Source organism: Pseudomonas aphyarum (assembly GCF_028657055.1).
GTDB lineage: Bacteria > Pseudomonadota > Gammaproteobacteria > Pseudomonadales > Pseudomonadaceae > Aquipseudomonas > Aquipseudomonas aphyarum.
Map to the genome: position 1 here is coordinate 228,304 of NZ_JAMDGS010000007.1, position 25,172 is coordinate 253,475.

General features: G+C 59.0%; 38 protein-coding genes, 1 tRNA gene and 1 pseudogene. 14 read left to right on the plus strand and 26 right to left on the minus strand.

Going from position 1 to position 25,172, the window contains the following annotated elements; all coding sequences use genetic code 11:
* Nucleotides 1-20 precede the first annotated feature (20 nt).
* The 5 genes from pheS to M5G18_RS11370 all read left to right on the plus strand — a co-directional run bounded on the left by pheS (nucleotide 21) and on the right by M5G18_RS11370 (nucleotide 4,251).
* A complete protein-coding gene (pheS, locus tag M5G18_RS11350; RefSeq protein ID WP_011333387.1) occupies nucleotides 21-1,037 on the plus strand; it encodes a phenylalanine--tRNA ligase subunit alpha in 1,017 nt (338 codons plus the stop codon).
* A 26-nt stretch (nucleotides 1,038-1,063) separates the two neighbouring features.
* Complete coding sequence (pheT, locus tag M5G18_RS11355) at nucleotides 1,064-3,442, plus strand: phenylalanine--tRNA ligase subunit beta (RefSeq protein ID WP_273899963.1); 2,379 nt, start codon at nucleotides 1,064-1,066, stop codon at nucleotides 3,440-3,442.
* 3 nt (nucleotides 3,443-3,445) lie between these two features.
* On the plus strand, nucleotides 3,446-3,748 hold the full coding sequence (ihfA, locus tag M5G18_RS11360; RefSeq protein WP_002553164.1) for an integration host factor subunit alpha: 303 nt from the start codon (nucleotides 3,446-3,448) through the stop codon (nucleotides 3,746-3,748).
* Complete coding sequence (locus M5G18_RS11365; RefSeq protein WP_003179985.1) at nucleotides 3,729-4,085, plus strand: MerR family transcriptional regulator; 357 nt, start codon at nucleotides 3,729-3,731, stop codon at nucleotides 4,083-4,085. The genes ihfA and M5G18_RS11365 overlap by 20 nt, the downstream gene beginning before the upstream one ends.
* A gap of 89 nt (nucleotides 4,086-4,174) precedes the next feature.
* A tRNA-Pro gene (locus M5G18_RS11370) sits at nucleotides 4,175-4,251 on the plus strand.
* Nucleotides 4,252-4,320: 69 nt separating this feature from the next.
* Here the strand turns inward: M5G18_RS11370 and M5G18_RS11375 are convergent.
* From M5G18_RS11375 to M5G18_RS11505, 26 genes and pseudogenes are all read right to left on the minus strand, one after another.
* Nucleotides 4,321-5,502, minus strand: a complete 1,182-nt coding sequence (locus tag M5G18_RS11375; protein ID WP_273900056.1) for a tyrosine-type recombinase/integrase — start codon at nucleotides 5,500-5,502, stop codon at nucleotides 4,321-4,323.
* Nucleotides 5,388-5,789: a hypothetical protein gene (locus M5G18_RS29020; protein WP_273899962.1), complete on the minus strand. Its 402-nt coding sequence runs from the start codon at nucleotides 5,787-5,789 to the stop codon at nucleotides 5,388-5,390. Before M5G18_RS29020 ends, M5G18_RS11375 begins: the two co-directional genes overlap by 115 nt.
* 37 nt (nucleotides 5,790-5,826) lie before the next feature.
* The gene (locus tag M5G18_RS11385; protein ID WP_273899961.1) at nucleotides 5,827-6,210 is read right to left on the minus strand and encodes a hypothetical protein; all 384 of its coding nucleotides are present in this window, start codon (nucleotides 6,208-6,210) and stop codon (nucleotides 5,827-5,829) included.
* 51 nt (nucleotides 6,211-6,261) lie between these two features.
* Nucleotides 6,262-7,413, minus strand: coding sequence for a DNA-methyltransferase (locus M5G18_RS11390; protein ID WP_273899960.1), 1,152 nt, complete (start codon nucleotides 7,411-7,413; stop codon nucleotides 6,262-6,264).
* 49 nt (nucleotides 7,414-7,462) lie between these two features.
* The gene (locus M5G18_RS11395) at nucleotides 7,463-7,855 is read right to left on the minus strand and encodes an ASCH domain-containing protein (RefSeq protein WP_273899958.1); all 393 of its coding nucleotides are present in this window, start codon (nucleotides 7,853-7,855) and stop codon (nucleotides 7,463-7,465) included.
* Nucleotides 7,852-8,121: a hypothetical protein gene (locus tag M5G18_RS11400; protein ID WP_273900055.1), complete on the minus strand. Its 270-nt coding sequence runs from the start codon at nucleotides 8,119-8,121 to the stop codon at nucleotides 7,852-7,854. The genes M5G18_RS11395 and M5G18_RS11400 overlap by 4 nt, the downstream gene beginning before the upstream one ends.
* A 413-nt stretch (nucleotides 8,122-8,534) precedes the next feature.
* Nucleotides 8,535-8,975 carry a hypothetical protein gene (locus tag M5G18_RS11405; protein WP_273899956.1) on the minus strand — a complete coding sequence of 147 codons (441 nt, stop codon included), beginning with the start codon at nucleotides 8,973-8,975 and terminating at the stop codon, nucleotides 8,535-8,537.
* Complete coding sequence (locus M5G18_RS11410) at nucleotides 8,972-9,142, minus strand: DUF4406 domain-containing protein (protein WP_273900054.1); 171 nt, start codon at nucleotides 9,140-9,142, stop codon at nucleotides 8,972-8,974. Before M5G18_RS11410 ends, M5G18_RS11405 begins: the two co-directional genes overlap by 4 nt.
* Nucleotides 9,119-9,316: pseudogene (locus M5G18_RS11415) on the minus strand (reverse transcriptase); the annotation flags it as partial. The pseudogene M5G18_RS11415 and the gene M5G18_RS11410, both read right to left, overlap by 24 nt.
* Before the next feature lie 212 nt (nucleotides 9,317-9,528).
* Complete coding sequence (locus M5G18_RS11425) at nucleotides 9,529-9,882, minus strand: four helix bundle protein (RefSeq protein ID WP_273899953.1); 354 nt, start codon at nucleotides 9,880-9,882, stop codon at nucleotides 9,529-9,531.
* 57 nt (nucleotides 9,883-9,939) lie between these two features.
* Nucleotides 9,940-10,533 (minus strand): DUF1566 domain-containing protein, encoded by a 594-nt coding sequence (locus tag M5G18_RS11430; protein ID WP_273899951.1) that lies wholly within the window; start codon nucleotides 10,531-10,533, stop codon nucleotides 9,940-9,942.
* A 118-nt stretch (nucleotides 10,534-10,651) separates the two neighbouring features.
* Entirely contained in the window at nucleotides 10,652-11,128 is a 477-nt protein-coding gene (locus tag M5G18_RS11435; protein ID WP_273899950.1) for an Lcl C-terminal domain-containing protein, read from the minus strand.
* 56 nt (nucleotides 11,129-11,184) lie between these two features.
* Nucleotides 11,185-11,547 carry a hypothetical protein gene (locus M5G18_RS11440; RefSeq protein ID WP_273899948.1) on the minus strand — a complete coding sequence of 121 codons (363 nt, stop codon included), beginning with the start codon at nucleotides 11,545-11,547 and terminating at the stop codon, nucleotides 11,185-11,187.
* 75 nt (nucleotides 11,548-11,622) lie between these two features.
* On the minus strand, nucleotides 11,623-12,087 hold the full coding sequence (locus tag M5G18_RS11445) for a hypothetical protein (RefSeq protein ID WP_273899947.1): 465 nt from the start codon (nucleotides 12,085-12,087) through the stop codon (nucleotides 11,623-11,625).
* Entirely contained in the window at nucleotides 12,084-12,326 is a 243-nt protein-coding gene (locus tag M5G18_RS11450) for a hypothetical protein (RefSeq protein WP_273899946.1), read from the minus strand. Before M5G18_RS11450 ends, M5G18_RS11445 begins: the two co-directional genes overlap by 4 nt.
* Complete coding sequence (locus tag M5G18_RS11455; RefSeq protein WP_273899944.1) at nucleotides 12,323-12,940, minus strand: lambda exonuclease family protein; 618 nt, start codon at nucleotides 12,938-12,940, stop codon at nucleotides 12,323-12,325. Before M5G18_RS11455 ends, M5G18_RS11450 begins: the two co-directional genes overlap by 4 nt.
* Nucleotides 12,924-13,706, minus strand: coding sequence for an ERF family protein (locus tag M5G18_RS11460; protein WP_273899943.1), 783 nt, complete (start codon nucleotides 13,704-13,706; stop codon nucleotides 12,924-12,926). The genes M5G18_RS11455 and M5G18_RS11460 overlap by 17 nt, the downstream gene beginning before the upstream one ends.
* Before the next feature lie 7 nt (nucleotides 13,707-13,713).
* Nucleotides 13,714-14,871 carry a coiled-coil domain-containing protein gene (locus tag M5G18_RS11465; RefSeq protein ID WP_273899941.1) on the minus strand — a complete coding sequence of 386 codons (1,158 nt, stop codon included), beginning with the start codon at nucleotides 14,869-14,871 and terminating at the stop codon, nucleotides 13,714-13,716.
* 278 nt (nucleotides 14,872-15,149) lie between these two features.
* Nucleotides 15,150-15,320 (minus strand): hypothetical protein, encoded by a 171-nt coding sequence (locus tag M5G18_RS11470; protein ID WP_179294971.1) that lies wholly within the window; start codon nucleotides 15,318-15,320, stop codon nucleotides 15,150-15,152.
* Nucleotides 15,317-15,532, minus strand: coding sequence for a hypothetical protein (locus M5G18_RS11475; RefSeq protein ID WP_273899940.1), 216 nt, complete (start codon nucleotides 15,530-15,532; stop codon nucleotides 15,317-15,319). The genes M5G18_RS11470 and M5G18_RS11475 overlap by 4 nt, the downstream gene beginning before the upstream one ends.
* On the minus strand, nucleotides 15,529-15,957 hold the full coding sequence (locus tag M5G18_RS11480; RefSeq protein WP_273899938.1) for a hypothetical protein: 429 nt from the start codon (nucleotides 15,955-15,957) through the stop codon (nucleotides 15,529-15,531). Before M5G18_RS11480 ends, M5G18_RS11475 begins: the two co-directional genes overlap by 4 nt.
* A complete protein-coding gene (locus tag M5G18_RS11485) occupies nucleotides 15,954-16,232 on the minus strand; it encodes a hypothetical protein (protein ID WP_273899937.1) in 279 nt (92 codons plus the stop codon). The genes M5G18_RS11480 and M5G18_RS11485 overlap by 4 nt, the downstream gene beginning before the upstream one ends.
* Nucleotides 16,233-16,253: 21 nt before the next feature.
* Nucleotides 16,254-16,505 carry a hypothetical protein gene (locus M5G18_RS11490; protein ID WP_273899933.1) on the minus strand — a complete coding sequence of 84 codons (252 nt, stop codon included), beginning with the start codon at nucleotides 16,503-16,505 and terminating at the stop codon, nucleotides 16,254-16,256.
* Nucleotides 16,506-17,227: 722 nt separating this feature from the next.
* Nucleotides 17,228-17,671 carry a hypothetical protein gene (locus M5G18_RS11495; RefSeq protein ID WP_273899932.1) on the minus strand — a complete coding sequence of 148 codons (444 nt, stop codon included), beginning with the start codon at nucleotides 17,669-17,671 and terminating at the stop codon, nucleotides 17,228-17,230.
* A gap of 477 nt (nucleotides 17,672-18,148) precedes the next feature.
* On the minus strand, nucleotides 18,149-18,646 hold the full coding sequence (locus M5G18_RS11500; RefSeq protein ID WP_273899930.1) for a hypothetical protein: 498 nt from the start codon (nucleotides 18,644-18,646) through the stop codon (nucleotides 18,149-18,151).
* Between the two features lie 345 nt (nucleotides 18,647-18,991).
* Nucleotides 18,992-19,732, minus strand: a complete 741-nt coding sequence (locus M5G18_RS11505; protein ID WP_273900053.1) for a LexA family transcriptional regulator — start codon at nucleotides 19,730-19,732, stop codon at nucleotides 18,992-18,994.
* An 83-nt stretch (nucleotides 19,733-19,815) separates the two neighbouring features.
* On the opposite strand from M5G18_RS11505, the gene M5G18_RS11510 reads away from it, so the two are divergent.
* The 9 genes from M5G18_RS11510 (at nucleotide 19,816) to M5G18_RS11550 (ending at nucleotide 24,975) form a co-directional block, all read left to right on the plus strand.
* On the plus strand, nucleotides 19,816-20,055 hold the full coding sequence (locus tag M5G18_RS11510; RefSeq protein WP_064588255.1) for a helix-turn-helix domain-containing protein: 240 nt from the start codon (nucleotides 19,816-19,818) through the stop codon (nucleotides 20,053-20,055).
* Nucleotides 20,056-20,086: 31 nt separating this feature from the next.
* Nucleotides 20,087-20,302 (plus strand): hypothetical protein, encoded by a 216-nt coding sequence (locus M5G18_RS11515; protein WP_064588254.1) that lies wholly within the window; start codon nucleotides 20,087-20,089, stop codon nucleotides 20,300-20,302.
* Between the two features lie 20 nt (nucleotides 20,303-20,322).
* Entirely contained in the window at nucleotides 20,323-20,523 is a 201-nt protein-coding gene (locus tag M5G18_RS11520; RefSeq protein ID WP_083352050.1) for a hypothetical protein, read from the plus strand.
* 107 nt (nucleotides 20,524-20,630) lie between these two features.
* The gene (locus tag M5G18_RS11525) at nucleotides 20,631-21,431 is read left to right on the plus strand and encodes a Rha family transcriptional regulator (RefSeq protein WP_273899924.1); all 801 of its coding nucleotides are present in this window, start codon (nucleotides 20,631-20,633) and stop codon (nucleotides 21,429-21,431) included.
* Entirely contained in the window at nucleotides 21,431-22,297 is an 867-nt protein-coding gene (locus tag M5G18_RS11530) for a DnaT-like ssDNA-binding domain-containing protein (RefSeq protein ID WP_273899922.1), read from the plus strand. Before M5G18_RS11525 ends, M5G18_RS11530 begins: the two co-directional genes overlap by 1 nt.
* The gene (locus M5G18_RS11535) at nucleotides 22,287-23,093 is read left to right on the plus strand and encodes an ATP-binding protein (protein WP_273899921.1); all 807 of its coding nucleotides are present in this window, start codon (nucleotides 22,287-22,289) and stop codon (nucleotides 23,091-23,093) included. The genes M5G18_RS11530 and M5G18_RS11535 overlap by 11 nt, the downstream gene beginning before the upstream one ends.
* A 192-nt stretch (nucleotides 23,094-23,285) precedes the next feature.
* A complete protein-coding gene (locus M5G18_RS11540; protein WP_064361120.1) occupies nucleotides 23,286-23,684 on the plus strand; it encodes a recombination protein NinB in 399 nt (132 codons plus the stop codon).
* Nucleotides 23,684-24,283 carry a recombination protein NinG gene (locus tag M5G18_RS11545; protein WP_273899920.1) on the plus strand — a complete coding sequence of 200 codons (600 nt, stop codon included), beginning with the start codon at nucleotides 23,684-23,686 and terminating at the stop codon, nucleotides 24,281-24,283. Before M5G18_RS11540 ends, M5G18_RS11545 begins: the two co-directional genes overlap by 1 nt.
* Nucleotides 24,280-24,975 carry a hypothetical protein gene (locus M5G18_RS11550; protein ID WP_273899919.1) on the plus strand — a complete coding sequence of 232 codons (696 nt, stop codon included), beginning with the start codon at nucleotides 24,280-24,282 and terminating at the stop codon, nucleotides 24,973-24,975. The genes M5G18_RS11545 and M5G18_RS11550 overlap by 4 nt, the downstream gene beginning before the upstream one ends.
* The last annotated feature ends 197 nt before the right edge of the window (nucleotides 24,976-25,172 follow it).

Consider the following 25,172-nt stretch of genomic DNA (forward strand, 5'->3'; position numbering starts at 1 on the left):
TTTGTATCTGGAGTCTGTACATGGAAAACCTGGATGCGCTGGTCTCTCAAGCACTAGAGGCTGTGCAAAGCGCTGAAGATATCAATGCCCTGGAGCAAATCCGGGTTCAATACCTTGGCAAAAAGGGTGAATTGACTCAGGTGATGAAGACCCTGGGGAATTTGCCGGCAGAGGAGCGTCCGCAGGTCGGCGCCCTGATCAACGTTGCCAAGGAACGTGTCACAGGCGTTCTCAATGCGCGCATGGCTCTGTTTGAGGAAGCCGAACTGGCTGCCAAACTGTCTGCCGAATCCATCGACGTGACCCTGCCGGGCCGTGGTCAGACCTCCGGTGGTCTGCATCCGGTAACCCGGACTCTGGAGCGTATCGAACAGTTCTTCACCCATATCGGCTACGGCATTGCCGAAGGCCCTGAGGTCGAAGACGACTATCACAACTTCGAGGCGCTCAACATCCCAGGCCACCACCCGGCCCGGTCGATGCATGACACCTTCTATTTCAACGCCAACATGTTGCTGCGCACCCATACCTCGCCGGTACAGGTCCGCACCATGGAATCGAAAAAGCCGCCGATCCGCATCGTCTGCCCAGGCCGTGTGTATCGCAGTGACTCCGATATCACCCACTCGCCGATGTTCCACCAGGTCGAAGGCCTGCTGGTCGATCGCGATATCAACTTCGCCGACCTCAAAGGCACGATCGAAGAATTCCTGCGGGTGTTCTTCGAAAAAGAGCTGGCCGTGCGTTTCCGTCCTTCGTACTTCCCGTTCACCGAGCCTTCCGCCGAAGTCGACATGGAATGCGTGATGTGCAGCGGTAAAGGCTGCCGCGTCTGCAAACAGACTGGCTGGCTGGAAGTGATGGGCTGCGGCATGGTTCACCCGAACGTGTTGCGCATGTCCGGGATCGATCCGGAAGAGTTCTCGGGCTTTGCCTTCGGCATGGGCGTTGAGCGTCTGGCCATGCTGCGTTACGGCGTGAACGACTTGCGTCTGTTCTTCGACAACGACTTGCGGTTCCTCGCGCAATTTCGCTAGTCGTAACGAATTCTTAGGAGAGCAGGATGAAATTCAGTGAACAATGGCTGCGTGGCTGGGTAAGCCCGCAGGTAGATCGCGACGCGCTGGTTGCACGTCTGTCGATGGCCGGTCTTGAGGTCGATAGCGTTACGCCGGCCGCCGGTGTTTTCAGTGGCGTGGTGGTGGGCGAGGTGCTGAGCACCGAGCAGCATCCCGATGCCGACAAATTGCGCGTGTGCCAGGTCAGCAATGGCGCGGAAACCTTTCAGGTCGTGTGCGGTGCGCCAAACGTGCGTCCGGGCCTGAAGATTCCATTCGCGATGATCGGTGCCGAGCTGCCGGGCGACTTCAAGATCAAGAAGGCCAAGCTGCGTGGTGTCGAGTCCAACGGCATGTTGTGCTCGCAATCCGAGCTGCAGGTCGGTGAAGGCAATGACGGTCTGATGGAGCTGCCGGCCGATGCGCCGGTGGGCGAAGACTTCCGTGTTTATCTGGACCTGGAAGACGCCAGCATCGAAGTCGATCTGACTCCGAACCGTGGCGACTGCCTGTCCCTGGCCGGTCTGGCCCGTGAAGTCGGCGCGCTGTACGACGCCCCGGTCACTCGCCCGGTGGTGATGACCGTTCCGGCGGTGCACGACGAAGTGCGCTCGGTAGAAGTCCTGGCACCTGCTGCCTGCCCGCGTTACCTGGGCCGTGTCATCCGTAACGTTGACCTGTCCAGGCCGACGCCGCTGTGGATGGTTGAGCGTCTGCGTCGCGCCGAAGTCCGCAGCATCGACGCCGCCGTCGACATCACTAACTACGTGATGCTCGAGCTGGGCCAGCCGCTGCACGCCTTCGATCTCGCCGAAATCAATGGCGGCATCCGTGTGCGCATGGCGGAAGATGGCGAGAAGCTCGTTCTGCTCGACGGTCAGGAAGTCAGCCTGCGCAGCGATACGCTGGTGATCGCCGACCACACTCGCGCTCTGGCGATTGCCGGCGTGATGGGTGGCGAGCACAGTGGCGTTTCCGCGACCACTCGCGACGTGTTCCTTGAAAGTGCGTTCTTCGACCAGATCGCAGTGGCGGGCAAGGCTCGTTCGTATGGTCTGCACACCGACGCTTCGCACCGCTACGAGCGTGGCGTGGACTGGCAACTGGCCCGTGAAGCCATGGAGCGCGCCACTGGCCTGCTGCTGGAAATCACCGGTGGCGAAGCCGGCCCGATCATTGAGACCGTCAGCGAGCAGCATCTGCCGTCGATCGCGCCGATCACCCTGCGTGCTCAGCGCATCACCCAGATGCTGGGCATGGAAATGGATTCGGCGGAAGTCGAGCGTCTGCTCAACGCTTTGGGTCTGAAGGTTTCCGCCGACGGAGCAGGGCAGTGGCGCGTAGAAGTGCCGAGCCATCGCTTCGATATCAGCCTGGAAGTCGATCTGATCGAAGAACTGGCACGTCTGTACGGTTACAACCGTCTGCCGGTTCGTTACCCGCAAGCTCGTCTGGCGCCACAGGCCAAGGCCGAAGCGCGCAGCGATCTGCCGGAGCTGCGTCGTCTGCTGGTCGCTCGTGGTTATCAGGAAGCGATCACTTACAGCTTCATCGATCCGAAGCAGTTCGAACTGTTCAACCCGGGCGTCGAGCCGCTGCTGTTGGCGAACCCGATCTCCAATGACATGGCCGCCATGCGTTCGTCGCTGTGGCCGGGCCTGGTCAAGGCGTTGCAGCACAACCTCAACCGTCAGCAGGATCGTGTTCGTCTGTTCGAGAGCGGTCTGCGATTTGTCGGTCAGCTGGAAGGTCTGAAGCAAGAGCCGATGATCGCCGGTGTGGTGTGCGGCAGCCGTCTGCCGGAAGGCTGGGCGCAAGGTCGCGATACTGTCGACTTCTTCGACGTCAAGGCTGACGTAGAAGCGGTGCTGGGCTTTGCCGGTGCGCTGGATCAGTTCACTTTTGCGCCGGGCAAACATCCTGCGCTGCATCCGGGCCAGACCGCGCGCATCGAGCGGGAAGGGCGTGAAGTCGGCTTTATCGGCGCGATTCACCCTGAGTTGTCGAAGTCTTTGGGTCTCGACCGTCCGGTCTTCGTCTTCGAGCTGGTTCTGGCTGAAGTCGCTCTGGGTAAGATGCCGAAATTCCACGAGTTGTCGCGCTTTCCTGAAGTGCGTCGTGACCTGGCACTGATTGCGCACAAAGACGTTGCAGCCTCGGCTGTACTGGACGTAATCCGTGAAAATGCAGGCGAATGGCTGACAGACCTCAGGCTATTTGACGTGTATCAGGGTAAAGGCATTGATCCTGATAGAAAAAGCCTCGCAGTCGGCTTGACCTGGCAGCATCCATCGCGCACTCTTAATGACGATGAGGTGAATTCGACGACGCAAAATATCCTCACCTCGCTCGAACAAAGGTTGAACGCCACGTTAAGGAAGTGACGTATGGGGGCTTTGACGAAAGCTGAGATGGCGGAACGTCTGTATGAAGAGCTGGGCCTGAACAAGCGGGAAGCCAAGGAATTGGTTGAACTGTTTTTCGAGGAAATCAGGCACGCTCTTGAAGACAACGAGCAGGTCAAATTGTCGGGTTTCGGCAATTTCGACCTTCGGGACAAACGCCAGCGGCCTGGCCGCAACCCGAAAACGGGGGAAGAAATCCCGATCACGGCTCGCCGTGTGGTCACCTTTCGTCCAGGGCAGAAGTTGAAGGCCCGAGTTGAGGCTTATGCTGGAACCAAGTCATAACGACGAACTACCCGTCATCCCGGGCAAACGCTACTTCACCATCGGTGAAGTCAGCGAGCTGTGTGCGGTAAAGCCGCATGTGCTGCGCTACTGGGAGCAGGAGTTTCCTCAGCTCAACCCCGTCAAACGCCGCGGAAACCGCCGGTATTATCAGCGCCAGGACGTGCTGATGATCCGGCAGATCCGCGCGCTCCTTTATGATCAGGGGTTCACCATCGGCGGCGCGCGCCTGCGTCTGTCCGGCGATGAAGCCAAAGACGACACCACCCAATACAAGCAAATGATCCGCCAGATGATCGCCGAGCTCGAAGATGTTCTGGTGGTTCTCAAGAAATAATTTCCTGCTTTTAAATACTTCCAGTTTTCAAAAGCTTGCGATATATTCTTGAGCGTTCTTCGAGATGGAGAACGAGTTTCAAACCTAGTCGGGGCGTAGCGCAGTCCGGTAGCGCACTAGCATGGGGTGCTAGGGGTCGAGTGTTCGAATCACTCCGTCCCGACCATATTTTTCAATGACTTAGCCGAACTCTCACCAGTTCGGCTTTTTCATGCGTAGGGACTTTTGCGGGGGTTCATCCCGTTTTCCTCCTCAAGATGGTCAGTGCCGGTCCTCTCGAATCGGTCGCTGATACTTTATTAGCCGCCTCAATCAACTGCTCAAGCTCTGCGGTAGAATAGTGGCTCGTAACGCTGCCATTCTTGTGCCCCAAGAGCGCCTTCCGATCCTCCAGTGTCACGCCCGCTGCACGAAGCCTTCTGCCAAAGGTGTGTTTGAGGTCGTGAATCCTGATCGATCTGAACCCAGGGTGTGCCGGTGACTTGTGTTCCATTTCCCACTTCGCCGCCGCTCTCACCCTGGCCTTCTTCCACGCTGTGTCATTCATCCGGTGCATCGGAGTTTGGCCGCCTTCGTCCGGCTGCCCATACGGGAAGACATACTTCGAATGCAGGCCGCGCTGTCCATCGATGACCGACATCGCCACCTTGTTCAGCACCACCAGCCTTTCATCGCCATTCTTCACGCCAGACTTTTCACTCCTCCCGCCAAAGTCAGCAGGGATCAGGAACACACTCGTTCCCAGTTCCGGCACTCGGATTTCCCAATCCCACTGAAGTTTGCAGACTTCCTGCTCGCGGCAACCTGTGTTCACCTTGTAGAGCGACATCCTCAACAGGTGGTCAGGGATTTCCGAGAACAACATCGACTGCTCTGCCCATGACATGGGGTAGGGCTTCCTGCTCGACTTCCTTTCCTCCAGCATCGAGATCATCGGCACGCTATCCAGCCACGGCCGTTTCTCTGCGTCTCGCCACTTCCTGTGGCACAGGTTCAAGATCCGAACGATTCGCTGTAAGGCGATGTTCACCGTCCGGTTCGAGACGCCTGGCTTCACCTTTCCCTTTTCGTTCTTCGTCGGCTTCTGCCTGTCGCGCTTGAAAGCAGCCAGTGTTCCGTCATCTATATGGGTGATCGGCAGATCCCCGATGTACGGGTCCAGCTGTTCAATGTGTGATGCGGACAGGCCGATCGACGCCTGATCCTTGAACTCCACCAGGAATCGCGTCGCTGCCTCACGCCAGGTTCGCACCTGGCGCACACCGTAGACCTTTTCCTGCCTGAGCTTTTCCAGCCGGTGAATCAGGTACTGCTCCGCTTCCTGCCTTTCGCTTGCTCCAGTGCTTTCCTGAAGTCGCTGACCTCTGACGACCTTGTCGATGTGCCAGATTCCGTTTCTCTCGTAGAGACCGGAGATCGTTTTTCGCGCCATTTATTGACTCCTTGGCGCCCACTGCGGGGCTGATTGTTGTCCTGATTGGCGGCTTTTTCAATTGCCATGGACTCGACGTAGGCGTCTGCCCACTGGTCCAGCTCGATCCGGTCGAAGCCAATACCCTGTTTCCCAATCGGGAATTCCCGAACGTTTGGCCTGACCGTTTTGTTGAATTCATCCCGGCACATGCCGAGGTAGCCGTAGGCCTCGCCGGCACGGATGAAGCGCGGGAGGATGGGCGCGATCTGAGCCGCGCTGCGATTTGACATAGGGATGCTCCATGCCGCGCGTGGCGGCAGAAGGTGGTTATTCGGTTTTGGTGGGGAACCACTCGTTCTCGTATTCGAACTGGGTGCAGCGCTCGACCTCGATGCTCGGCAGTTGCCGGCGGAAGGTCTCAGTCCCGTAAGGCTTGGCCACGTATTCGGCCGCTTCTTCCATGAACGTTTCTTTGAAGATGCGCAGGAAATGATCGGCGGCCTTTTCGTGATCCTCCTCGCGATAGTTGCCCACGCAGATAGCCCCGCGGCACACGCGCCAAACGATTCGCTTGGGCTGCTCTTCCGCCGCTTTGATCTTGTCTGCGGCCGTGTTGCGGGCGAAGCGAAGCTGATCCAGCGTCATCGTGTCGAGCCATTCGACGGTGCCCATTCGCACTGTGTGGCCGTGTTCGCACTTGATTTCAGACATACGAATACCTCGCCCGCCGTACACCGGCAGGCTGTTGAGTTGGGGGAGGGGTTACGCGGTGCCGAATAGGTCGAGCTGGTCGGATTCGGCTTGTAGCTCTTGCTGGCGGCTCACTTCGTGTTCAATCCGCACTCGCGCGATCGCCGCGTACTGCTCGTCGATCTCGCAGCCGATGAATTTGAAGCCTTCGCGCATTGCGGCCTTGCCGGTGCTTCCGCTGCCCATGAATGGATCGAGAGCAACGCCGCCGGACGGTGTCACCAGGCGCAGCAGGTAGGCCATCAGGTCAGTCGGCTTCACCGTGGGATGGCTGTTGCCGTTGCGAGTACTCCACTCGGCGGTTTCGCAGTCGCGCATGGTTGCTTCCTTGGCGACAGCGGGAGCGTCCGAGCTGAGCAGGCCTTCGTTTCGATCTTTTCGGCTGGTCTTGGCGCAGTAGAAGAACCGGGCAGCACTCCCACTGTCAGAGTGGAAAGCGCCGGGCACCCGCTCGCGCATCCCGCTGTACTTGACCGGGCCGCTGAAGCCGTTGGCCGTCGGTTCGTTGCCTGTCACCGGTGCCGATGCGCCCGCCTGAGCGGGGAACAGCGCGACTACCTCGGCGCTGCCGTCGTGGATTAGATTGGCGGGCCAGCGTCCATCTGAATGTCCGCCGGCGATCGGGCCGGGCGCAGATCCACCCGCGGCGAAGTTTCCGCCCTTGATTGCTCCATTACTGATCCGAGCCGTGTCGTCTCCGGTTTTTACCCGGCATCGATCGATATTCAAGGCGCCGGTCCCGTGCGCTATGACGTTGGCAGCGACCGTGCTGGGAAATGGTTTGCGAGCCACAGTGATAGGCTCAAGCGCCGGCTTCAATGCTGTGCCCCAGCCCTCGTGCGAACCTCCGAGATTGTGCGATTTCGGGAATCCGGAGCCATACACCCACGCAATCATGTCGCGGATCTCGAACCCGGCGTCCTCGATGCGGACGGCCATGCGATGTTGGGTTCTGGTTCCGGCGAAAGCCAGCAGATGGCCGCCCGGCTTGAGTACTCGCAGGCATTCGGCCCAGACCTCAGTCGCCGGTACGTCGTAATCCCATTTTTTGCCCATAAAGGACAGTCCGTACGGTGGGTCGGTGACCACGCTGTCGACGCTGCAGTCGGGCATCCGCCGCAGCAGTTCCAGGCAGTCGCCGATCAGGATCTGGTAACTGTTCATCGCCACGGCCCCCTGTAGATCAGGTAGGCCATGTAGAGCGGGGCGAAGATCATGGCGTCACCAATTTGTCAGGAACGTCGAAGAAGTTGAGCCGGCCTTTCACTGGAGCGAAAGCCAGCGGCTTTGGATCGCGGAGCAAGAATGCTTTCTCGCCCATGTACCAAGGCGAGTCGCTGCTATCGACGCTGTCAACCAACTCCACCGAGCCGACGATGCCGCCGAGCAGCAGTTCATTGATTGGTGGAACCTCTGCCGGGTGATTGATCAATCCGGCCTTCAGGGCAAATGAAACGGCCTCGGACCATTGCTTGCGGGTGCAGCTCGACGAGGCGTGAACCAGGAACCGGCCTCGATGCTTCGTGTGCCAGGTGCGGTTCTCGATGTCCTTTCCGCCGTGGAGGATTAGCCATGCCCAAGGTTGGCGGATTGATAGAGCCTTCATGGCGTCACCTCGCGGCGTGCCCACCAGCAGACAGGGCCATCGTCGGTGTCGTGGATCGACAGGCAGAACCAGCCTTCACCATCTGGACGATCCGGCTCCCAATAGCTGCAATCCGGATCGTGGGAGTCGAAGTAGCGCTCCGATATCTCGTCCGCGGCATCCTCAATGCTGGACATCTTCACAACTAAGCCCTGTTCGGCGATCCATTTCTTGCACTTGTCGCCGTCACCTTCTTCGAAAGACGGCAGATCCGGGTGCCAGAACATACCGTTTTCATCCCGATTTACCGGCCAGTGCTTGATCAGGCCAACGCGATCAACTCGCTCAATCTCGGCCAGCAGCAGTGCCGCCGCCTTCACAAGGTCGCGGCGCCGATCAGCACTCGGCTTGAACTCACCGACCACACGGGGCCAGGCCGTACTCCGGCAGCGCGGCTTCCCGGCGAGACTTGCATAGACGGATGCTGCTTCGGCAAGTTCGCCATTCACGTACTGGTCGTCGCGATACAGCGAGAAGCCCTCGTCAGATACTTGGCGCTGTCGCTCGGCGATGACATCGCGCGCCGCGCTGTTGAGGCGAATTTCATTTTCTTCAGGCATGACTTCGTCCTTGCCGCTATAGCGGCTGACTTTGAAGGGGGAGGGAGTAATTTTGCGGGAGGAGTACAGATGTACTCTTGTCAGGCGGTGGCGGACTTTTCCGCTTTCTTCTGCTGACGAGCCCGGTGCCGCTCGTATGGCCCATCCGGCAGATCGGCGATTGCGTTGGCCGCCTTGATGAGCAGGTTGCCCAGCTTCTCTTGCGCTTTCGGCACGAAGTGTTTGAAGCGTGAGCCGGCCGGGTAATAGGTGTCGTACGCCATGCGGCTGCACAGGGTCGAGGCCTCATCGAGGCCATTGCTGCGACCGTATGCGATCAGGCTTTTGCGCTCCTGGTTCAGCTCATCAATCCGCTGATCCGCTGCGTTCAGTCGCTCCTGCAGGGCGTCACGCTCGGCGGTGACCCGGTCGAAGTCACGAAGCAATTCCTGCGCAATGCTGTGGAACTGTCGGCGCGATAGCTCGCTCTCCATCGCCATCTCAAGTGGCATGCCGATCACGCCTCTGGTGATTTCGCTCATCCTGCAATCTCCATCGATACCAGATCATGGGCATTCACAACCTTCATGCCGAGCTCGCGGGCAATGTGCACTTCGAGCCGTGCACCTTTCGAGTTTTCCCAGCCGGGCAGCACCGCGACCTGACCGCACAGGCCGAGGCGGGTCAGGTCGTCGTGAAGCTCCAGCAAGTTGATCTCCATGTCCTTCTCGAACCGTCGAGCGCTCGCGGTGTTCCGCTTGTTCCGGCGACAGTCGTAATACGCTTGGACGAGATCCTCGAACTGGAAGGGTGCAACACTTAAATCTGCGGACAGGGCGCACGAGGCGCTCGTCGCTCTTGTCGTTGTTGTTGAGCCAGCCATCTTCAAAGTCCATGTTGTAGGCGTTGTTGGCGGAGAACTGCGACCTATCGAGCTATCTACATCGCCCTGCCGAAGGCTGCGCCGATCAGCAAGGAAACTGCACAAGACCTGCGCGGACGCTTTAGACCGGCGGTTTCTTTTGTGTGCATGGCGGTGACCCAAGGGTCAGCGGCTCGACCAGATTTTGCGCACAGACGAGAGAGCCTTAACCCTCACGCAGCGGGCGCGGCTGCGGACTTCTTCCAGGCATTTGCCTGGCGGCCTACAGAGGCCGTTAACTTCATCGCTTTGGCGTGCTGACTCTTGCTGATGAGCGCTCTGTTAGTGAGCGCGCGCAGCAAGTAATTCAGCATCCAAATGCTTTCCAGCAGGAGGTTCAGGTGGGGCAGTTTGTCTCGCGACATATTGGCCCGACCGATCAGCACTAGAACTTGCAGGCATTCATCCCTGATCTTTGCTCCGACCACCTGCTTCAGGTCGCGCGGGATATTTCGGACCAGGTCGAGCGACATGCCCAGCAGTTCTTCGGCGACCTTGTGGATCTCCAGATCCATGTGAAGGGCCATCCTGGCCTCCTTGAAAAGCGAGGGCGCTATCGCGCCCATGAATGAAGGATTGAATGACTAAATAAATCGTCTGCGGACAGGGCGCACGAGGCGCTCGTCGCTCTTGGCGTAGTAGCCGAGCCAGCCACCTTCAAAGTCCATGCTGTAGGCGCCGTTGGCGGAGAACTGCGTGCTGGTCCAGTGGTAGCGCTTACTGAAGACCTCCTTGTCACCTAGCGTTATTTCGAGGAAAGAAGCCTCGCGGCGGGACATCAGGTAGAAGTCGCTGTGTCCTTCACGCTCGAAGACGGAACAGAACTGGGCAGCCGGATGGGAGTCATCGGCGCCAGTCAGGTCGGCCGTGTTACCCATCCCATCCCAATGACTTTTCGCGCCGTTGAGTTCGCTGCGGTAACCACCCCACTCAAACTCGCCTTCCGCGTCGGCGCCGGTCGGCACGATCAAGTAGTAAGGCTTGCCATTGCCTGGAAACAGACCTCCGTTCACGCCGCCTTCACCTGGCCAAATCTCGCCGACAGCAGGGATAGCAGTTGCTGAAACATTCGGTGCAGCGCCGATGGCCATTGTCGCCAGCTTCAGCACAACCGCTTCATCGGGACCGCTGATCATCAGGTCGCCATGAGTGTAGGTAGCCAGTTGATTCGATTGCATTGGATGCTCCTTTGAGCGAATTGGGCGCAGGCCGCCGGCGCTACCCGGCAAGCTTCTGGTCTGAGCGTCGTCCTGACACTCCCGGGAATCGCCTGCATAAAAGCAATGAAGGATTGAATTACTGAATAGGAAGGCTGCGGACAGGGCGCACGAGGCGCCCGTCGCTCTTGCCGTAGTAGCTGAGCCAGCCATCTTCAAAGACCATGCCGTAGGCGTAGTCGGCGGAGAACTGCGTGCTCAGCCAATGCCAGCGATCTTCGCGCAAGGCGATCACGCCATCGGCCTTGGCCGCCATCAGCAGGGATCCTTCGAGGTAGGAGGGGATGTGCGCATCCAGCTCCAGAGCCTCCACTGCGATATCGCTGCCGGCTTCCGCCATGGCGCGAGTGTTGGCGGCTCCGTCGCTGAAGCTCTTGGCGCCGGAAACGTCTTCGCCATACTTGCCCCAGGCACCGGCCAGTTCGTTGTCGAGCAACACCAAGGCGCGCTCTTCGCCGTTCAGCCAGTAGCGCGTCACAAAGGTGCCACCGGCGAGCGGTTGACCGCGTTCTGGAAGTTCGGCGGCGGCTACGGATTGCTGTGCATGTTCAGTCATGGTTTTCTCCGGGTGTGCGCCGCCCTCCGTGACCGGATGCGCAGCGTGGTTAGGGGTTATTTCGGAATGTCGATTTCGTCTTCAGGTTCTGGCGGATCGTCAGCGAGCGACTTCCTTCCGGCCGCCTCGATCAGTCGCGACACCTTTTCTGTAACAACATAAGGTGTCGTGACACAGCGCAGCATCTTGGCCTGGGTTTCGAAGTCGGCGGCGATCAGGTTCATCAGCAGCAACTGGTGAACCTCTTGCTGGCTGTTGATGCCGTGGGCTTTCATGACTGCCTTCAGGTCAGGCTTGAACACGCCGGCCACTTCAACCGTAAACTTCTCGACGCCCAATGCAGCATCCTTTGCTGCAGACTTCTCGCGCTTTTTCTTCTGCTTGATCGCTTCCTTCGTCGGCTCCTGTGTCTTGGCCATGGCCTACCTCTTTAATTCCGCTGGCCGGCAAGTCCAGCCAGGTCTGTCGTTTGCGTTGTTGGGTGCGAAAACGTCTCACGCTGCGACCTTCACCTGATGCCAGGCGCCGGCGGCGTAGAACAGCTTCGCGGCTTGGGCTTCATCCATCGAAACTTCGTCCGGAATGGCGATCCAACCTGACGCGACCAGATGACTAGGGTTCGCGCTATTGCGCAGCTCCAGGTAGTAATGCTCGATGGCGTCGGTCAGGCGCTCAACCTTGTAGATGCCCTCCGGCGAGATCTCCATCGACTTGATGTACTCGGCGCCGCGCTCGTCGCGACACATGGCGCCGATGTAGATCGTCCAGTGGTAGGAGAAGTCGAATATCGCGTTGGCGATCGCCAGACTGCGGATCTGCCGGCAGCTCTTCCAGTTCGCCATGATCTGGCTGCCGCTGGGATCGATGTTCACGACCGCGACGTGGTTGGTGCGCAGCAGCGCCCGGCAACTGCGCTCAGCCCGGGCGAAACCGTTGTTTGGTTCGCGTTTCGACTTCATAGCGCGTCCGCCATTTTGCGCAGGGCTTTGCGGTCAGCAGCCGATATCGGCTTCGGACGCCGCTTGAGGACCGTTTCAGGGTCTATTCGAGTCGAGCGAGGCGGCGGCAGATGATTGCGAGGCGGGCTTTTCAGTTGGTCGATCTGCCCGCCGGCGGCAAGGTATTGCGCGATTCGTTCAGAGATCGACTCGGCGTCGGGTCGGTGCTGCTCGACGAGGTTGAGGTGGTTGCTGATCATGCTGCGATCCCCAATACCTGGTTCATGCGATCCTCAAGGATCTCGTAGAAGGTTTTCACCCGCTCCGAGAGCTTGCGGATCATTGCTTCGTCGCGGTAGGCGCGCTTGATAAACAGCGGCATGCCCGGCCAGTAGCACACAAAGTCGATCCACTCGCGCTCCGAGACCCAAAGTCCGCCTTGGCACTGTGCGACGTGTTCCTTCGGAATCTCGCCGGACAGAATCACTTCCACCTGAAACTTTGGCAGTTTTGTTTTGATTTCCGTCAGGCCTGTAGGCCCGACAAGCGAATCAGGCGAGTAACCGGCGCCGTGGTTGAGGATGATCGCCACCTGCTTGGTTTCAACTTCCTCGCGCTGCTCATAGAGGTTCCGGGCGACACCTTCCAGCTCATGGCCGCGCTCGGTGTGTCGATTCCCTTGGAAAGGGTCGGCAGCCTCGCCGGTGATGCGCTCACCGATAAGCGTGTTCATGTAGGTGAAGGCGCCGGCGCCGAAGCCGGCTTCACCTTTGCCGTTAACCAGCAAGCATTCCAGCTCCGAGCAGGTGACGATGCCCAGCCGCAGAGCCAGCCATTCCTGCGAGCCCTGCTCAACCTCAGTGATGATCTGCATCTGAATTCCCCTGAGCCGCGGCGTTCTGTGCGGCTGACTTAGTGAGCATGCCCAGCACCTGGTCAAACATCGCTTTCTCAACAGAAGCAGGCGCGCCGTGGATCTTCTTGAATGCTTCCTTGGCCTTGTCGCTGCACTTTTCCAGCAACGTGGCTAGCTGCGTGGCCTGGGCGGACGTAACTCGCGGCGTGATTTGAGCTGGCGGGCCGTTGCCGTCGTCATCTTCACCGGTCGTGGTGATGTTCAGCAGCAGGCCGGCGGTGTACCGCTTGCCGTAGCTGACGCTGGATGCGACTGCCTGAACGCCGTTTTTGCTACCGGTAGCGTCCACCGGCAATACAATCGAGGTAGTTTCGCGATGACCGCCGCGATGGCTAAGCACGCCCTCAACCTCGATGCCTCGCTCATTGCGCGGCGTGCGAAAGGTGATTGCGAAGCCATGCTTGGCCATTACGGGCTTTATCATTTCGTTCACGTCTTCCCAAAGCGCATACGTGCTTTGAATCCGGCCGTTCTTGTCTTTGATCCCACCGCGCTCTCCGATGACAGGCATTTCTTCCTGCATCTGCGCGAGCGCCTCGTCGTACAGTTGTTTCGCGTTCTGAGCCTGCATGCGCTCATGCATTTCCATCAGGCGCTCAAGCTTGTTGATGTCGCACGTCGGATCTGAGGCCGCTCGACTGATTACAGCCATGATGCTTGTGTCCGAAGTGATTGGTGTCACCGCCTGGCGACGCTGATCCGGCATGATGATTTCCGTAGACATGGCGACCTCAGTAGCTGATTGAAATGGCGGGAATCTTGCGCTGGGCGATCAGGGTGATTGCCTGCTTGGCGCATTCCTCGGTCATGCCGCCTTCGATGAAGGCTTCCAGAGCGGCGCGGTTGATCTGCTTTTTGTGTTCCAGGTCAGCCTCTCGCGCCTGCTGCTGGCGAACGATTTCGGCAGCCGCTGCATCGGCGCGGCGGCGCTCATCGGCACGCGCTTGTTCTGCGGCCTGTTCGGCACGTTTCGCTGCGGCTTGGCGCTCCTGTTCGGCACGCTGCTCGGCGGCGATGCGGTTCGTTTCCGCCTGCTCTGCCGCCAGTCGAGCCTGCTCGGCCTGCTGCTCAAGCTGGAGGCGCTGACGCTCTACCTGTGCCTCTGCATCTCGGGCCGCTTGCTCGGCGGCGCGCTGCGCAGCGGCAGCCTGATCAAGCAACTCCTGCTCGCGGCGGATGGCGGCGTCTCGCTCAGCTTGGGCGCGTTGTTCAGCTTCGCGGCGGGCACGCTCTTCAGCTTCCCGGGCGATCTGTGCATCACGATCACGCTGCGCCTGTGCTTCGGCTTCGGCGCGCAACCGGATCAGTTCGGCCTGTTCAGCCTCGTAGCGCGCTCGCTCGGCGTGCAGGGTGCGCAGCTTGATCAGCGTCTGGTCCTTCACCTGGGCGGCTTCGGCCAAGAACTCTTCCCAGCTATCGCCCATTTCGAGCGGTTCGAGTTCGGCGATGATGTTGGCCAAGTGCTCGGCCGTTGGCGCCGCTTCGAAGATGGCCAGATCCTTAATGCGCTGTATCGCGTCGACATGAGCGTCTGTGCGGGCAATCTCGGCCTGCTCCCAGTCCGTCAGCGGCTGGCGAGTGGCGTCCCGCAGCGCATCCATCTTGTTGACGAAGTCGCGCAACTCGGCCTCGACGACCTTTGGCATTTCCTTCAGGCGTTTGAGGTAATCGCGGCCCGGCTTTTCCACTGCTGTTTTCGACTTGCTGACCTTTGCAGCCAGAGAGGCGATGCGCTCGCGGCCTTTGCGAGTGGTCAGGTCTGGAACCTCGGCGGTGACTTCAGCGGCTACCGCGTCGAAGAACTGGCCAAGGCCGCCGGCGACGTAAATGGCCGGTGCGTTTTCTTCGCTGATGTCGTCGATCTTGATGACTTGCTGTTGTGCGGACACGGGGGATCCTTGCCGCGGCGTGCGCAGCGCTTGAAGTTTAAAGTCAGGAAGTGATGCGGTCGGCGAGGGCGCTGAGCAGCATAAGGAAGGTGTAAATCGAGAGGACTCGAAACGAACCGCGGCGAATCAGGACGCGGCGTGCACGCGGAAGGCTGGTCATCGGAACACGTTGTAGGTGGTGGAGCGCGGCACTTGGCACGTACCCTGGCCATCGCGAACGATGCCGTAAGCGCCTGCACCGGCTACCAGGACCGCAACGAGAACCCAGTAGACGAGATTCATGGTCGAGCCCTCACGGCGATGCGGCCTTGTTTGATGGCAGCTACCAGCGGAGGGGGGAGCGCCGAAACAGGAAGTTCGCGGGGGATGCCCGCACCGATAACCGCGAGGCTGCGTTCAATCTCCTCCAGTTGCTCATCAAGAAGTGTTTTAACCGGTGCAGTGGTCATGCCGAAACTCCTTTCAGATGCGCGTTGCGCTCGACGAACTTGGCGTCCAGCGCATCCCGATAACGATTGGCGGTGCGGGTGTCGATGATCTCGGCGAACTCCGCCATTTCGATCATGCCCATGACGAAGGTGCGATCCGGCACCGGAGTGCAGGTCTTCTTCATCTTGGCGATCTCAAGGCCCAGCCGGGCCAGTGCTACCTGATTGCTCATAACTTGTCGTCCTCGACAGCCTCGCGCTCAGCTGCCACTGCTTCGGCGGCGTGCGGACGGAGGAGGTCGGCTGCGATCGTTTCCAACTCCGTGACTGGGCTTTCGGTGCCTAGCAGGCGCTTGGCGTGTGTCAGCGCCTCGGCCGGACTGCCGACCACGACGGCCAGCACCAGGTTGGCGAACGAGTCGCGATCATCCAGCCCGTCGATCTGGCGCTGATTCAGGTGCAGCTGCAGGTGTTCGGCATACTGCGCTGAGGTCACTTTCTGCGCCGGGCCAAACCGACGCTTCCATTCCACATCCGAGCCGCACACCAGCTGTTCAGCGGCGCTTTCCAACCATTCGCGCTGATCGTCCGGCTCACTCACCGTCGGAGGCAACTGCGCGTCGTACATGGCCTGACAGAGTTTCAGTGCTGCGTTCATGCTGCCTCCGGCCAATGGCGCTCAATGCTCTCTTTGGCGTACGGCGATAGACGCGCATAGCCGTTTACCGATCCGCACCCCGGCATGGTTCCTTCCAGCTCGACGCAGGCGCGGATGTCGCAGCGGCGCGAGCAAACCCAGCCGCCGTAATGGCAGCGGTGGACTTCACCTTTCGGCTCGGGGTGATAGGCGAGGCCGCCTTTCCACGATGGCGAGCCGCGCAGCTTCAGCCCGCAACCTCGGCAAACTGCTTGTGTGTCGGTGCAGTTGTGCATGACGACCTCCAGTGTTTGTGGTTATGCGGCTTTCGGATCGCCGTTAAATGCGTCGATAACCGCCTGCGCCTGATCTTCGCCATCAATGAACAGAATGTTCGAAGGGAGAAAGGTGTCGACGCGACCGTCAGGGAACTCAACGACCGCTACCTTGAAATTTCCAAACCCAGTTTCCGCTTCAACTGTCTCAACGCCCCAGTGATGGAAAAGCGCTTCGCCAGTGCCTTTAAAGCCTGTGTGGGGATTGCCGATTCGCGTCATTACGGGGCGCATAATTGATGCCTCTGTGGTTGATCCAACAAAACTCGGATGCACTCTTCCGCTCTGCTGGTTGCCGTTGGGCGCGGAGGGGAGTGCATTCGGGATTGGTCGGGGAGGTGGGTGCAGATGGCCGGGCGCGATTCCGGCGAGAGCGGACCCTTTCGGGACGACCGCTCGGAGGAGCAACCAGCAAAACTGGCGCCTATTAACCTGCGTTTCTCCAGGGCCGCCGAAGCGTTTAACCCAGCTTTCAACGCCGCATCTATTTGCCGGTTACGTCTCCGGCGCCGAGTTCCACGGCCGTATTCAGTTCACCAGCGCTCGATAACAACCGATTCTGGGATTTGATGCAGGTGGGCGGTTATAGGCCGCAGTTTCGTCCGCATCGGAGAGTGATCGAAACACCGGGGCGCTACCCCCGCTTGTTTCCCGCCGCGTTTCTGGTATTGGCTGGCAGACCCAGCTCAGGAGATTTACGGGGCTTTGCGATCCTAGCGCTGCAGCCCGCTTGGGCACGCTTCGATCACTCTCCGATGCAGCCTCTTTCGAGGTGATCGGGCCAGTCTTTCCCGGCTGTCCGTCGTACTCTTCCGACTGTCAGCGTTCTTGATTTGGCTCATTGGCTAAGCCTTCGCTCATACGGAGCGAAACGAACACTGCTTTGGAGTGCCCACAAAGACCGTATTGTCCGACGGTCGTGGCGGAGGCGGCTTAATCCCCGCTCAGGATTCTTCTCATCCCTCGCGAACCCTTGCTACTGGGTTGGGCTCATTCAGGAAAGGTGAAAGCCGCAGTTGCAGCATCTTTACGTGATCGGCTTGCTGGTCGATCAAGCTGCGGATGTCTTTCACTTCGTAGAACTGCATCAATTGCTGAACCTCAGCGTCAGGCATGGGCATTGTTCGAGGCTTCATATCTGCCACGCGAACCGTGTAGACGCTGTCCTCGCTGATTCCGCAAACGATGACTCGGGCCACAGCCTGCATCTCGCCCTTGTGAATCACTGCAGTTGGCGGCGACTGGATCGGCACGTCCACCCAAGCGTTCGACTGATATGTGCCAACCACCTTGTGGGTGTAAATCTCGTTCGGTACACCGTGGCGCTTCATTTCGATCAGCGCGTAATCGCCGAAGCTTGGAAACGAGGCCTTGGCCAAGTCGTAGTTGAACTCGCTCATTTGTGGCTCCCGGTTGTTTTCCCAATGCACCCGTCACCAGGTGCATCAGTGAAAAATTCCGTGTTGCTGTCCGCCCCATACTCGGCGCCGCGGTTTCCCCACCTAGCCGGCGTCACACATTTCGTGTTCGGTGTTATTCGCCGGCTGGCTTGCATGGTTTGGCGTCCTCCCATTAGGGGAGTCCGGCAGGTTCCAGAGCCTGCATGGGGATCGAAGTTTGTGTTTCGCGCTATGCCCGTTTCCGGGGATCGATCCGCGAAGATTCCTGACTGTTAAAGAGCGGCGGGTCTCTTGAGGCCCTTCGCAGTGGCTGTGTGTCGCTGCGATGGGTTAAATATGTACCAATGGTTCACATTGCGTCAAGTACCAAAAGTACATATTTTTCTCGCGGGCATGAAAAAGCCCGCTCAATGGCGGGCTACGGATCAGATCGGGGAGCGCAGAAACAAGAAGCCCGGCGCTAGGCCGGGCTGCTATTTAGTGGGCGTGCCTACGTGGCGGGTGATGGTAGACCTTGGCGGCTGTAGTCATGTAGACGGCAGACGGCGAAGGAATCGACCGCAACCTATTCGCAAAAAGGCCGAGCAGCATTGCCGCTGACACCATCACGAAGAACGCCAAGAAGCACACGGCGCCAGTGATTGGATTGCGAAACATGTACATCTTCATCATTTCATCAATGATCAAGTCCTTATCTTTGCCGCCGTCACTGGTGGAGGAACGCTTCGACAGCGTTTTACCAAGAATCACGGGGAATGCCAGAACAGTCATGAGAGGCATGAAGAACCAGCTCGCAGCAAAGCGGAAGAAAAATTGTGCCGCGTCTTTGTCGCTTTCGCTTACGCCCTTTTTATCAAAAAACTCGACCAGCAGGTCTGCTGCCTTCTCTCTATGGACAAGAGAGCGTCGACGGCAAACGACCCAATACGCCACGATCAGCATCGCTGAAACGAGGGCTATCAGTGTGTGTGTCATGTTCTCGGTCCTCCGGAAATTTTCTTCGCGCCTTTCTTTGCGGCCTTCCTGGCATCTTTGACACGCTCAGTAGCGTGTTTCTCCCTAACGCTAATCCCCATATGTCGGCAAATCAGCCAAAAGAATGGCAGAAGGAAAACCAATATCACCACAGTATCGGCTACGAACGGTGATTTCGCAGCAACGGTAGTATAGAGATTTGTAACCGCGTCAATAATCGAAGCAACACCATCAACCCATGAGGTCGACGATTCTTTGTCTGAGGTCGCCATGCTACTCCGTTAGTCGGCTAATTATAATTTTTTAGACGCATGGATGTTTTCAGGCTTCATTTCCTGCAATGCACTACAGCATTCCGCCGCGCCACACGACGCGACCAATGATCCGAACTTCGTTTATTTCACCATCCCGCAGAACCTCGTCGCCGTAGCGCGCCTTATCCGAATTGTCGCTTCGAATAATCCAGCCGTCGATATCCGACTTCACCAGGCGCTTCACGATCGTGCCTTTGGTGGCGCTCTGCATGGCGAAAATCTGGCCGTCTTTCGGTTCGATTTTCGACTCGTCCACCAGCAGCACATCGCCGTCATTGATGGTCGGCTCCATGCTGTGGCCGGTCGCATAAATGACATCGAGGTGTCGCTGGTTGAGATGGTTGGCGCGCAACCAAGAGGACTTGAACGCCATCACGCCGCGAATCTCGACATGAGTGTTGTCTTCGCCGGTGCCGGCCGATCCCTGAGCAGTGAGCTGCAAGACGCCCGTGTAGCTTGGGTCATCCTTTAGATCGAATCCTCTCGGAGGGATTCGAGGGTCTTCAGCCGGTGGGGGAGTGGAGCTTTCGACCATTTCGCCACGACCGTACTCCAGCCATTCAACGCGTACGCCAAGAGCATTGGCCACGGCGAGCATCTTAGCGCCACCAGGCATGGACTCTCCGTTCATCCACTTGCTGGTGGCCTTTGGCGTGACGCCAGCCATTTTCGCTAGGCGAGCGCCTGCACCCCATTCGGGGATGTCTTTTTCTGCCAAGGCCTTTTTGAGGCGGGCAACGAACGCAGCGCGCAAATCTTCTATTTGAACCATGGGTACATGGTTGCATGCGCTTGCATGTACTTTCAGTTCCGACATAATATGTACCGCAAGTTCATATTTAACTCGGAGGCCTTATGCGGCCGCTCAAGAAATCGATTGATGACGCCGGTGGTGTTCCGTCTGTAGCGCTGGCTTGCGGAAAGACCCCGCGCGCCATCTACAAGTGGCTGGAGGCCGACGCCTTGCCGCGCACCGAGTACACCGGTGAAACCGATTACGCCAAAAAAATTGCCGATCTGGCTGCCAAGAAAGGCAAGCCGTTCGACCCGGCCTGGCTGCTTGCCGAGGCCCACCCAAAGAAATCCGCTGCATAACCAATTTCAACCACCAAGGAGCAATCCCCGTATGGGCTTCAAAGACCCCCTCAACCAGCGCCGAGACATCGCCAGGAAGATCCGTCTGTATCCATTGCTCGATCGACAGCTGCAGCGCGCCGCCGACAAAAGCCGCCGGGAGTACGCGACGTATCTGTTCGAGATGTTGGAGTGGGCCGCAGTCAATGGCGCGATCGAAGCGCTCATGCCCGAGGACCTCAAGGACCTCAAGAATATCGCGGGCTAGAGGCCCTCAGGAGGGCACGAATGCAGTTCACAGAAGAAAACGTGCCGCCAGAGACCCGCGCCAAAGTTCACCAACTCATGGAGGCAAGAGGGTGGACGTTTGAAGAGGCGGTAAACGAGATCCTTCTCGAGGCGATCACCTCGGGAGCAACGGTCTTCGTTGGCAGGCACAAAGCGCCAGTCCTGACGCTGGTGGGACTTAAGAGGCCCTCTACCGGATAGGTGAGGCCCTCACACAGGGCCTGAAGAAGGGCCCACTTTTCAACAGGCATAAAAAAACCACCGGACGAGGGTGGCTTTTTCAACAGCAGTAACAACTGGAGCGAATCATGCACCAATCAATCCAAACGATCAATACCCCGGCCAGTGTCGCGACACAATTTGGCAACGGTGAAAACGTGTCGCGTACCACGATGTCTTCCCGCGAGATCGCCGAGCTAACTGGGAAGGCTCACTTCCACGTGAAGCGCGACGTTCTTTCGATGCTGAAAGACCTTGGCGAGGATGCATCCAACTTTGGATGCATCTATCTCGACCCGCTGAATCGTGAGCAGACCGAGTACATGCTTGATCGTGAGCATACCGACTGCCTGCTCACCGGCTATAGCGCCGCCATGCGGATGACAGTTATTCGCCGCTGGCATGAGCTGGAGGCCCAGTCCGCGCAACCTGTGTCTATACCGTCCTACGCGGAAGCGTTGAGGCTGTACGCCGACCAGATCGAGCAGACAGCAGTTCTGCGAATCGAGAACCACCAGCAAGCCTCGAAAATCCACTCCATGGAGAACCTCTTCAAGGAAGGGATGACCCACACCCAATTCTGCAAGGGCCTCAATGGGGTCAACGTCATGCAGGTTGGAAAATTCCTTGAAGGCCGTAACTGGCTCTACAACGAGAGCAAATCCGGCCTGCGCTTCCGTGTGGCGTCCTACGCCCGCGACAAGTACATGACCGAGCATCAGCACGAAGTCACTCCCCACGGCAAAGAGCCGTTCGTTTCCTTCACGCCAGTTCTGCTCAAGAAGGGGGCCGTGCGCCTGTACGACCTGTATCTGGCTGGCGAGCTGCCAATGAAGAAGACGTGGGACGGGCTGTTCACCCATGACAAAGCACTCAAGGGGGCCGCGTGATGGCTCGCATCCGTACCGTCAAGCCGGAGTTCTGGTCGAGCGAGCAGGTCATGTCCTGCACGCCGCTGGCCCGTCTCCTATTCATCGGCATCTGGAACTTCTGTGACGACGGTGGCAATCACCCGTTGTCGCCGCGGACCATTAAGGCCCTCGTGTTCCCTGGCGACGACATAACCGTTGAATCGGTTGATGGCCTGCTGGGCGAACTGAAATCATCCGACCTGATTGCTGTTTACTCAGTCGAGGGCAAAACCTACCTCCATGTGCGCGGCTGGCGGCACCAGAAAATCGATAAGCGCACCTTCAAGTACCCGGCATTTATCGGAGGCCCTGATGAAAGCTCGCCGAGTGGTAGCCGAGTACTCGACGAGGAGTCGTCGAATGGTAGTCGAGCCCTCACCCCCGGAAGGGAAGGGGAAGGGAATGGAAGGGATCAACACCACTCTCACAACGCGGGCGAAGAAATTCCGGGCTCAAGCTTCGAAGGCTTCGATGATCTTGAAGACCTTCCCCTAGATGAAGACGAGCCGCCTGTTGACCCAAAGGCCCCAGTAGAGATGACGCTGGATTGGACGCCTGACGCCAATCTGCTGAAGACCTACTGCGTCCACTTCGGTGTATCGACTGACCTGTTCACCAAGGAGGCCGTGGCACCTTTCACCGCTCACCATGAAACAACTGGCCTCCTGCAAACACAGTCCAAGTGGGTTTCCCTTCTGGTGAAGTGGGTCAAGGACGACAAGAACCGGTCCAGCAACGTCCGACCGTTCGTGAAGCGTGAGGCGCAATCTCGCCACACTGGCTTCGCCGAGCGCGATTACACCTCCGGATTGAAGCAGCGGGAGGACGGCAGCTATGCGCTCTGAGCCAGTCCAAACCACTCCGGAACTGCCGCCGGGAACCCGCATCCAGCCTGCCGAGTGCGAAACCCACGGCGCCTACGAGCAGAAGGACTACGCAGTGCTGGGCCGGGAACTCAGAAGCAATTGCCCTGAGTGCAGCCGTATCGCCCGCGAGAAAGCCGACGCGGCCGAGAAGGCCAACAAGGCCATGGAACTGCGCATGTCCCTCGCTCGCAAGCTGGGCGATGCGCTGATCCCGAAACGCTTCACCACTCGCACCCTGGGCAACTACCAGGCCGAGAACGAAGGCCAGCGCAAAGCCCTCCGGTTCTGCCAGCACTACGTGCAGATCTTTGACGAGATCCTGAAGACCGGTCGATGCATGGTGATGATCGGCAAGCCCGGTACCGGGAAAACGCACCTCGGCGCCGGCATGGCCAACGAGCTGCTGCACAACACGTCTCGGACGGCCGTGTACCGCACTGTCGGCGCAATCCTTCAGGCGATCCGCTCCACGTACGACAAGCACAGCGAACGCAGCGAGGCCGAGATTCTGTCGAGCCTGATCGACCCCGATCTCCTGGTGCTGGACGAGGTAGGCGTGAGCAAGGAGCAGCCGAGCGACTTCGAGCTGACAACCCTGTTCGCAATCATCAACGGCCGCTACGAGCAGGAGCGCCCCACGGTTGTGATCTCCAACCTCGAAGCCAGCCAGTTGCCGGCCGCAATGGGTGACCGCTGCGTCGACCGTCTGCGCGAGGGCGGAATGATTGTGGTCCCGTTCGACTGGGAATCTCAGCGCGGCAAGGAGGGCTTTTGACATGACCGTAAAACTTTGGAGTATGCGCGAGCAGTGTCACATCGTCCGAGGTGTTCGCGGGACGGTGTTCGAGCTGGCAAAGCACTTCGGGATTCCGCCAAAGGTCGCGCAAAGCCGAATCGCTCGGTATGGCTGGACCGTTGAGAAGGCTGTCACCGAGCCGATGCGTGAAGACTCTCGGAGGAATCGTCCATGAACGAGTTCGCAATCCGCAGCCAGCGCGACATCAGCCGCCTCATGGGCGTCCTGCACGCAACCGACTTCACCAAACCCAAGATCGTGGTCATCAAGGACGAGAAGCGCCCTGACGTCTGCAACCGCAAGATGTGGGCAATGCTCAAGGACGTTTCCGAGCAGGTCGTCTGGCACGGCAAGAAGCTGACGAGCGAAGACTGGAAGTGCCTTTTCAGTGCCTCGCTGGAGAAGCAGCGTGCAGAGCCTGGCCTCGACGGTGGCTTCGTGGTGATGGCGGTATCGACCCGCAAGCAGTCGCAGAAGTGGTTCAGCGATCTGTTCGAGCTGATGCATGCCTTCGGCGCTGAGCATGGCGTGCGCTGGACTGAGCAGGACAAATGGGGGGGAAGGTATTGATGCGTACTGCCCTCAAGGATGTGAAGCAGAAAACCTGCAAGGCCTGCGGCGAGAAGTTCGCGCCGATGTTCAACACCACGCAGGTCGTGTGCAGCCCGAAATGCGCGCTGGCCCACGCGCCGGCGAACACCGAGAAAGCCCGGAAGGCGTTGGCTCAAATTGGGCGCGCCGAGATCAAGGTCCGCAAGGAGAAGCTGAAGAGCAGGGCGGATCACCTGCGCGAAGCCCAGGCGGCGGTGAATGAGTACGTCCGCCTGCGTGACGCGCACCTTCCCTGCATCAGCTGCGACTCGATGCCGAACGACAACGACCTGATGACCGGCAGCCGCTGGGACGCTGGTCACTACCGATCCGTTGGAGCGTGTCCTGAACTGCGTTTCGAGCCGCTGAATATTCACCGCCAGTGTGTGAAGTGCAATCGCAACCTGTCCGGCAACGCGGTCGAGTACCGCATCCGGTTGGTGCAGCGCATCGGCGCCGAAACCGTGGCATGGCTCGAAGGGCCTCATGAGCCCCGCAAGTACACCGTCGAAGAAATCAAAATCATCAAGGCCGAATACCGAGCCAAGACCCGCGAACTGAAGAGGGCTGCAGCATGATCTATCCAAGTGTTCTGAACGCAGTTGTCTCGGCCCTCGCGGCTGAGGCAATCGACAACACCAGCAAGCAGGCGTGGCAGAAGCTCTACAACTCTGCCGATGAGGAGGAGGGCGGGGATCTGGCTACACTGGTCCGCTCCCGTGGTGCTGACACCATCGACCGCACTCAGGTGGATTGCTGGGTATCCGCCCGACTGCACAGCGCGCTTGAGCAAAAGCACTGGGATGCGCTGGTGGCGAAGTACAGCACCCATAAGGGGCGCAAGGTGCAAGCCATTGCGGCACTGCAAACCCAGATCAACACGCCGGCGCCGAAGCTGTTCCTGTTCAAGGCGACCACTGCTTGGGCTATCCCGCAACTGAAGGGCGCGCGGCCGAAGGTTGCGACCTCCGTGTCCGTCGAGATCCCAATCGATGCGCCAGAGTGGCGCCGTGAGGCAGTGGTGAAGGCTGCGCTGGCTGCTGGTCAAGCGAAGGTCAAGCGTGACAGCTCCCGATCCGCCGACATGATCGTGCTCAAGGACAGCTTTTACGACATGAACACCTGGGACAACGACGGCACGCCGGAGTCAACTCGCCGCCGGTGGCGTCAGGATATCGGCAAGGCTGCTGATGACCTGGTAAACGAAGCTCTGGCACACGCCGCGGACATTCTCGGAGGCGAGGGTTTGCTGATTGAACAAGCTGCGTGATTGCTTGTTGACATCAGTGAGCGAATGAGCGAAATTAATCCCATCCTGTCATTCCTGCGCGTATCGAGGAGTGACAAACGAAACCCGGCCACCGCGCCGGGTTTTTTATTGCCTAAAAATCACCGCAGCCAGAGCGGCCCTCGGGAGGTCTGGACACTGATAAGCCGGTAAGTACAGTGCTACGGATAAACACCGGC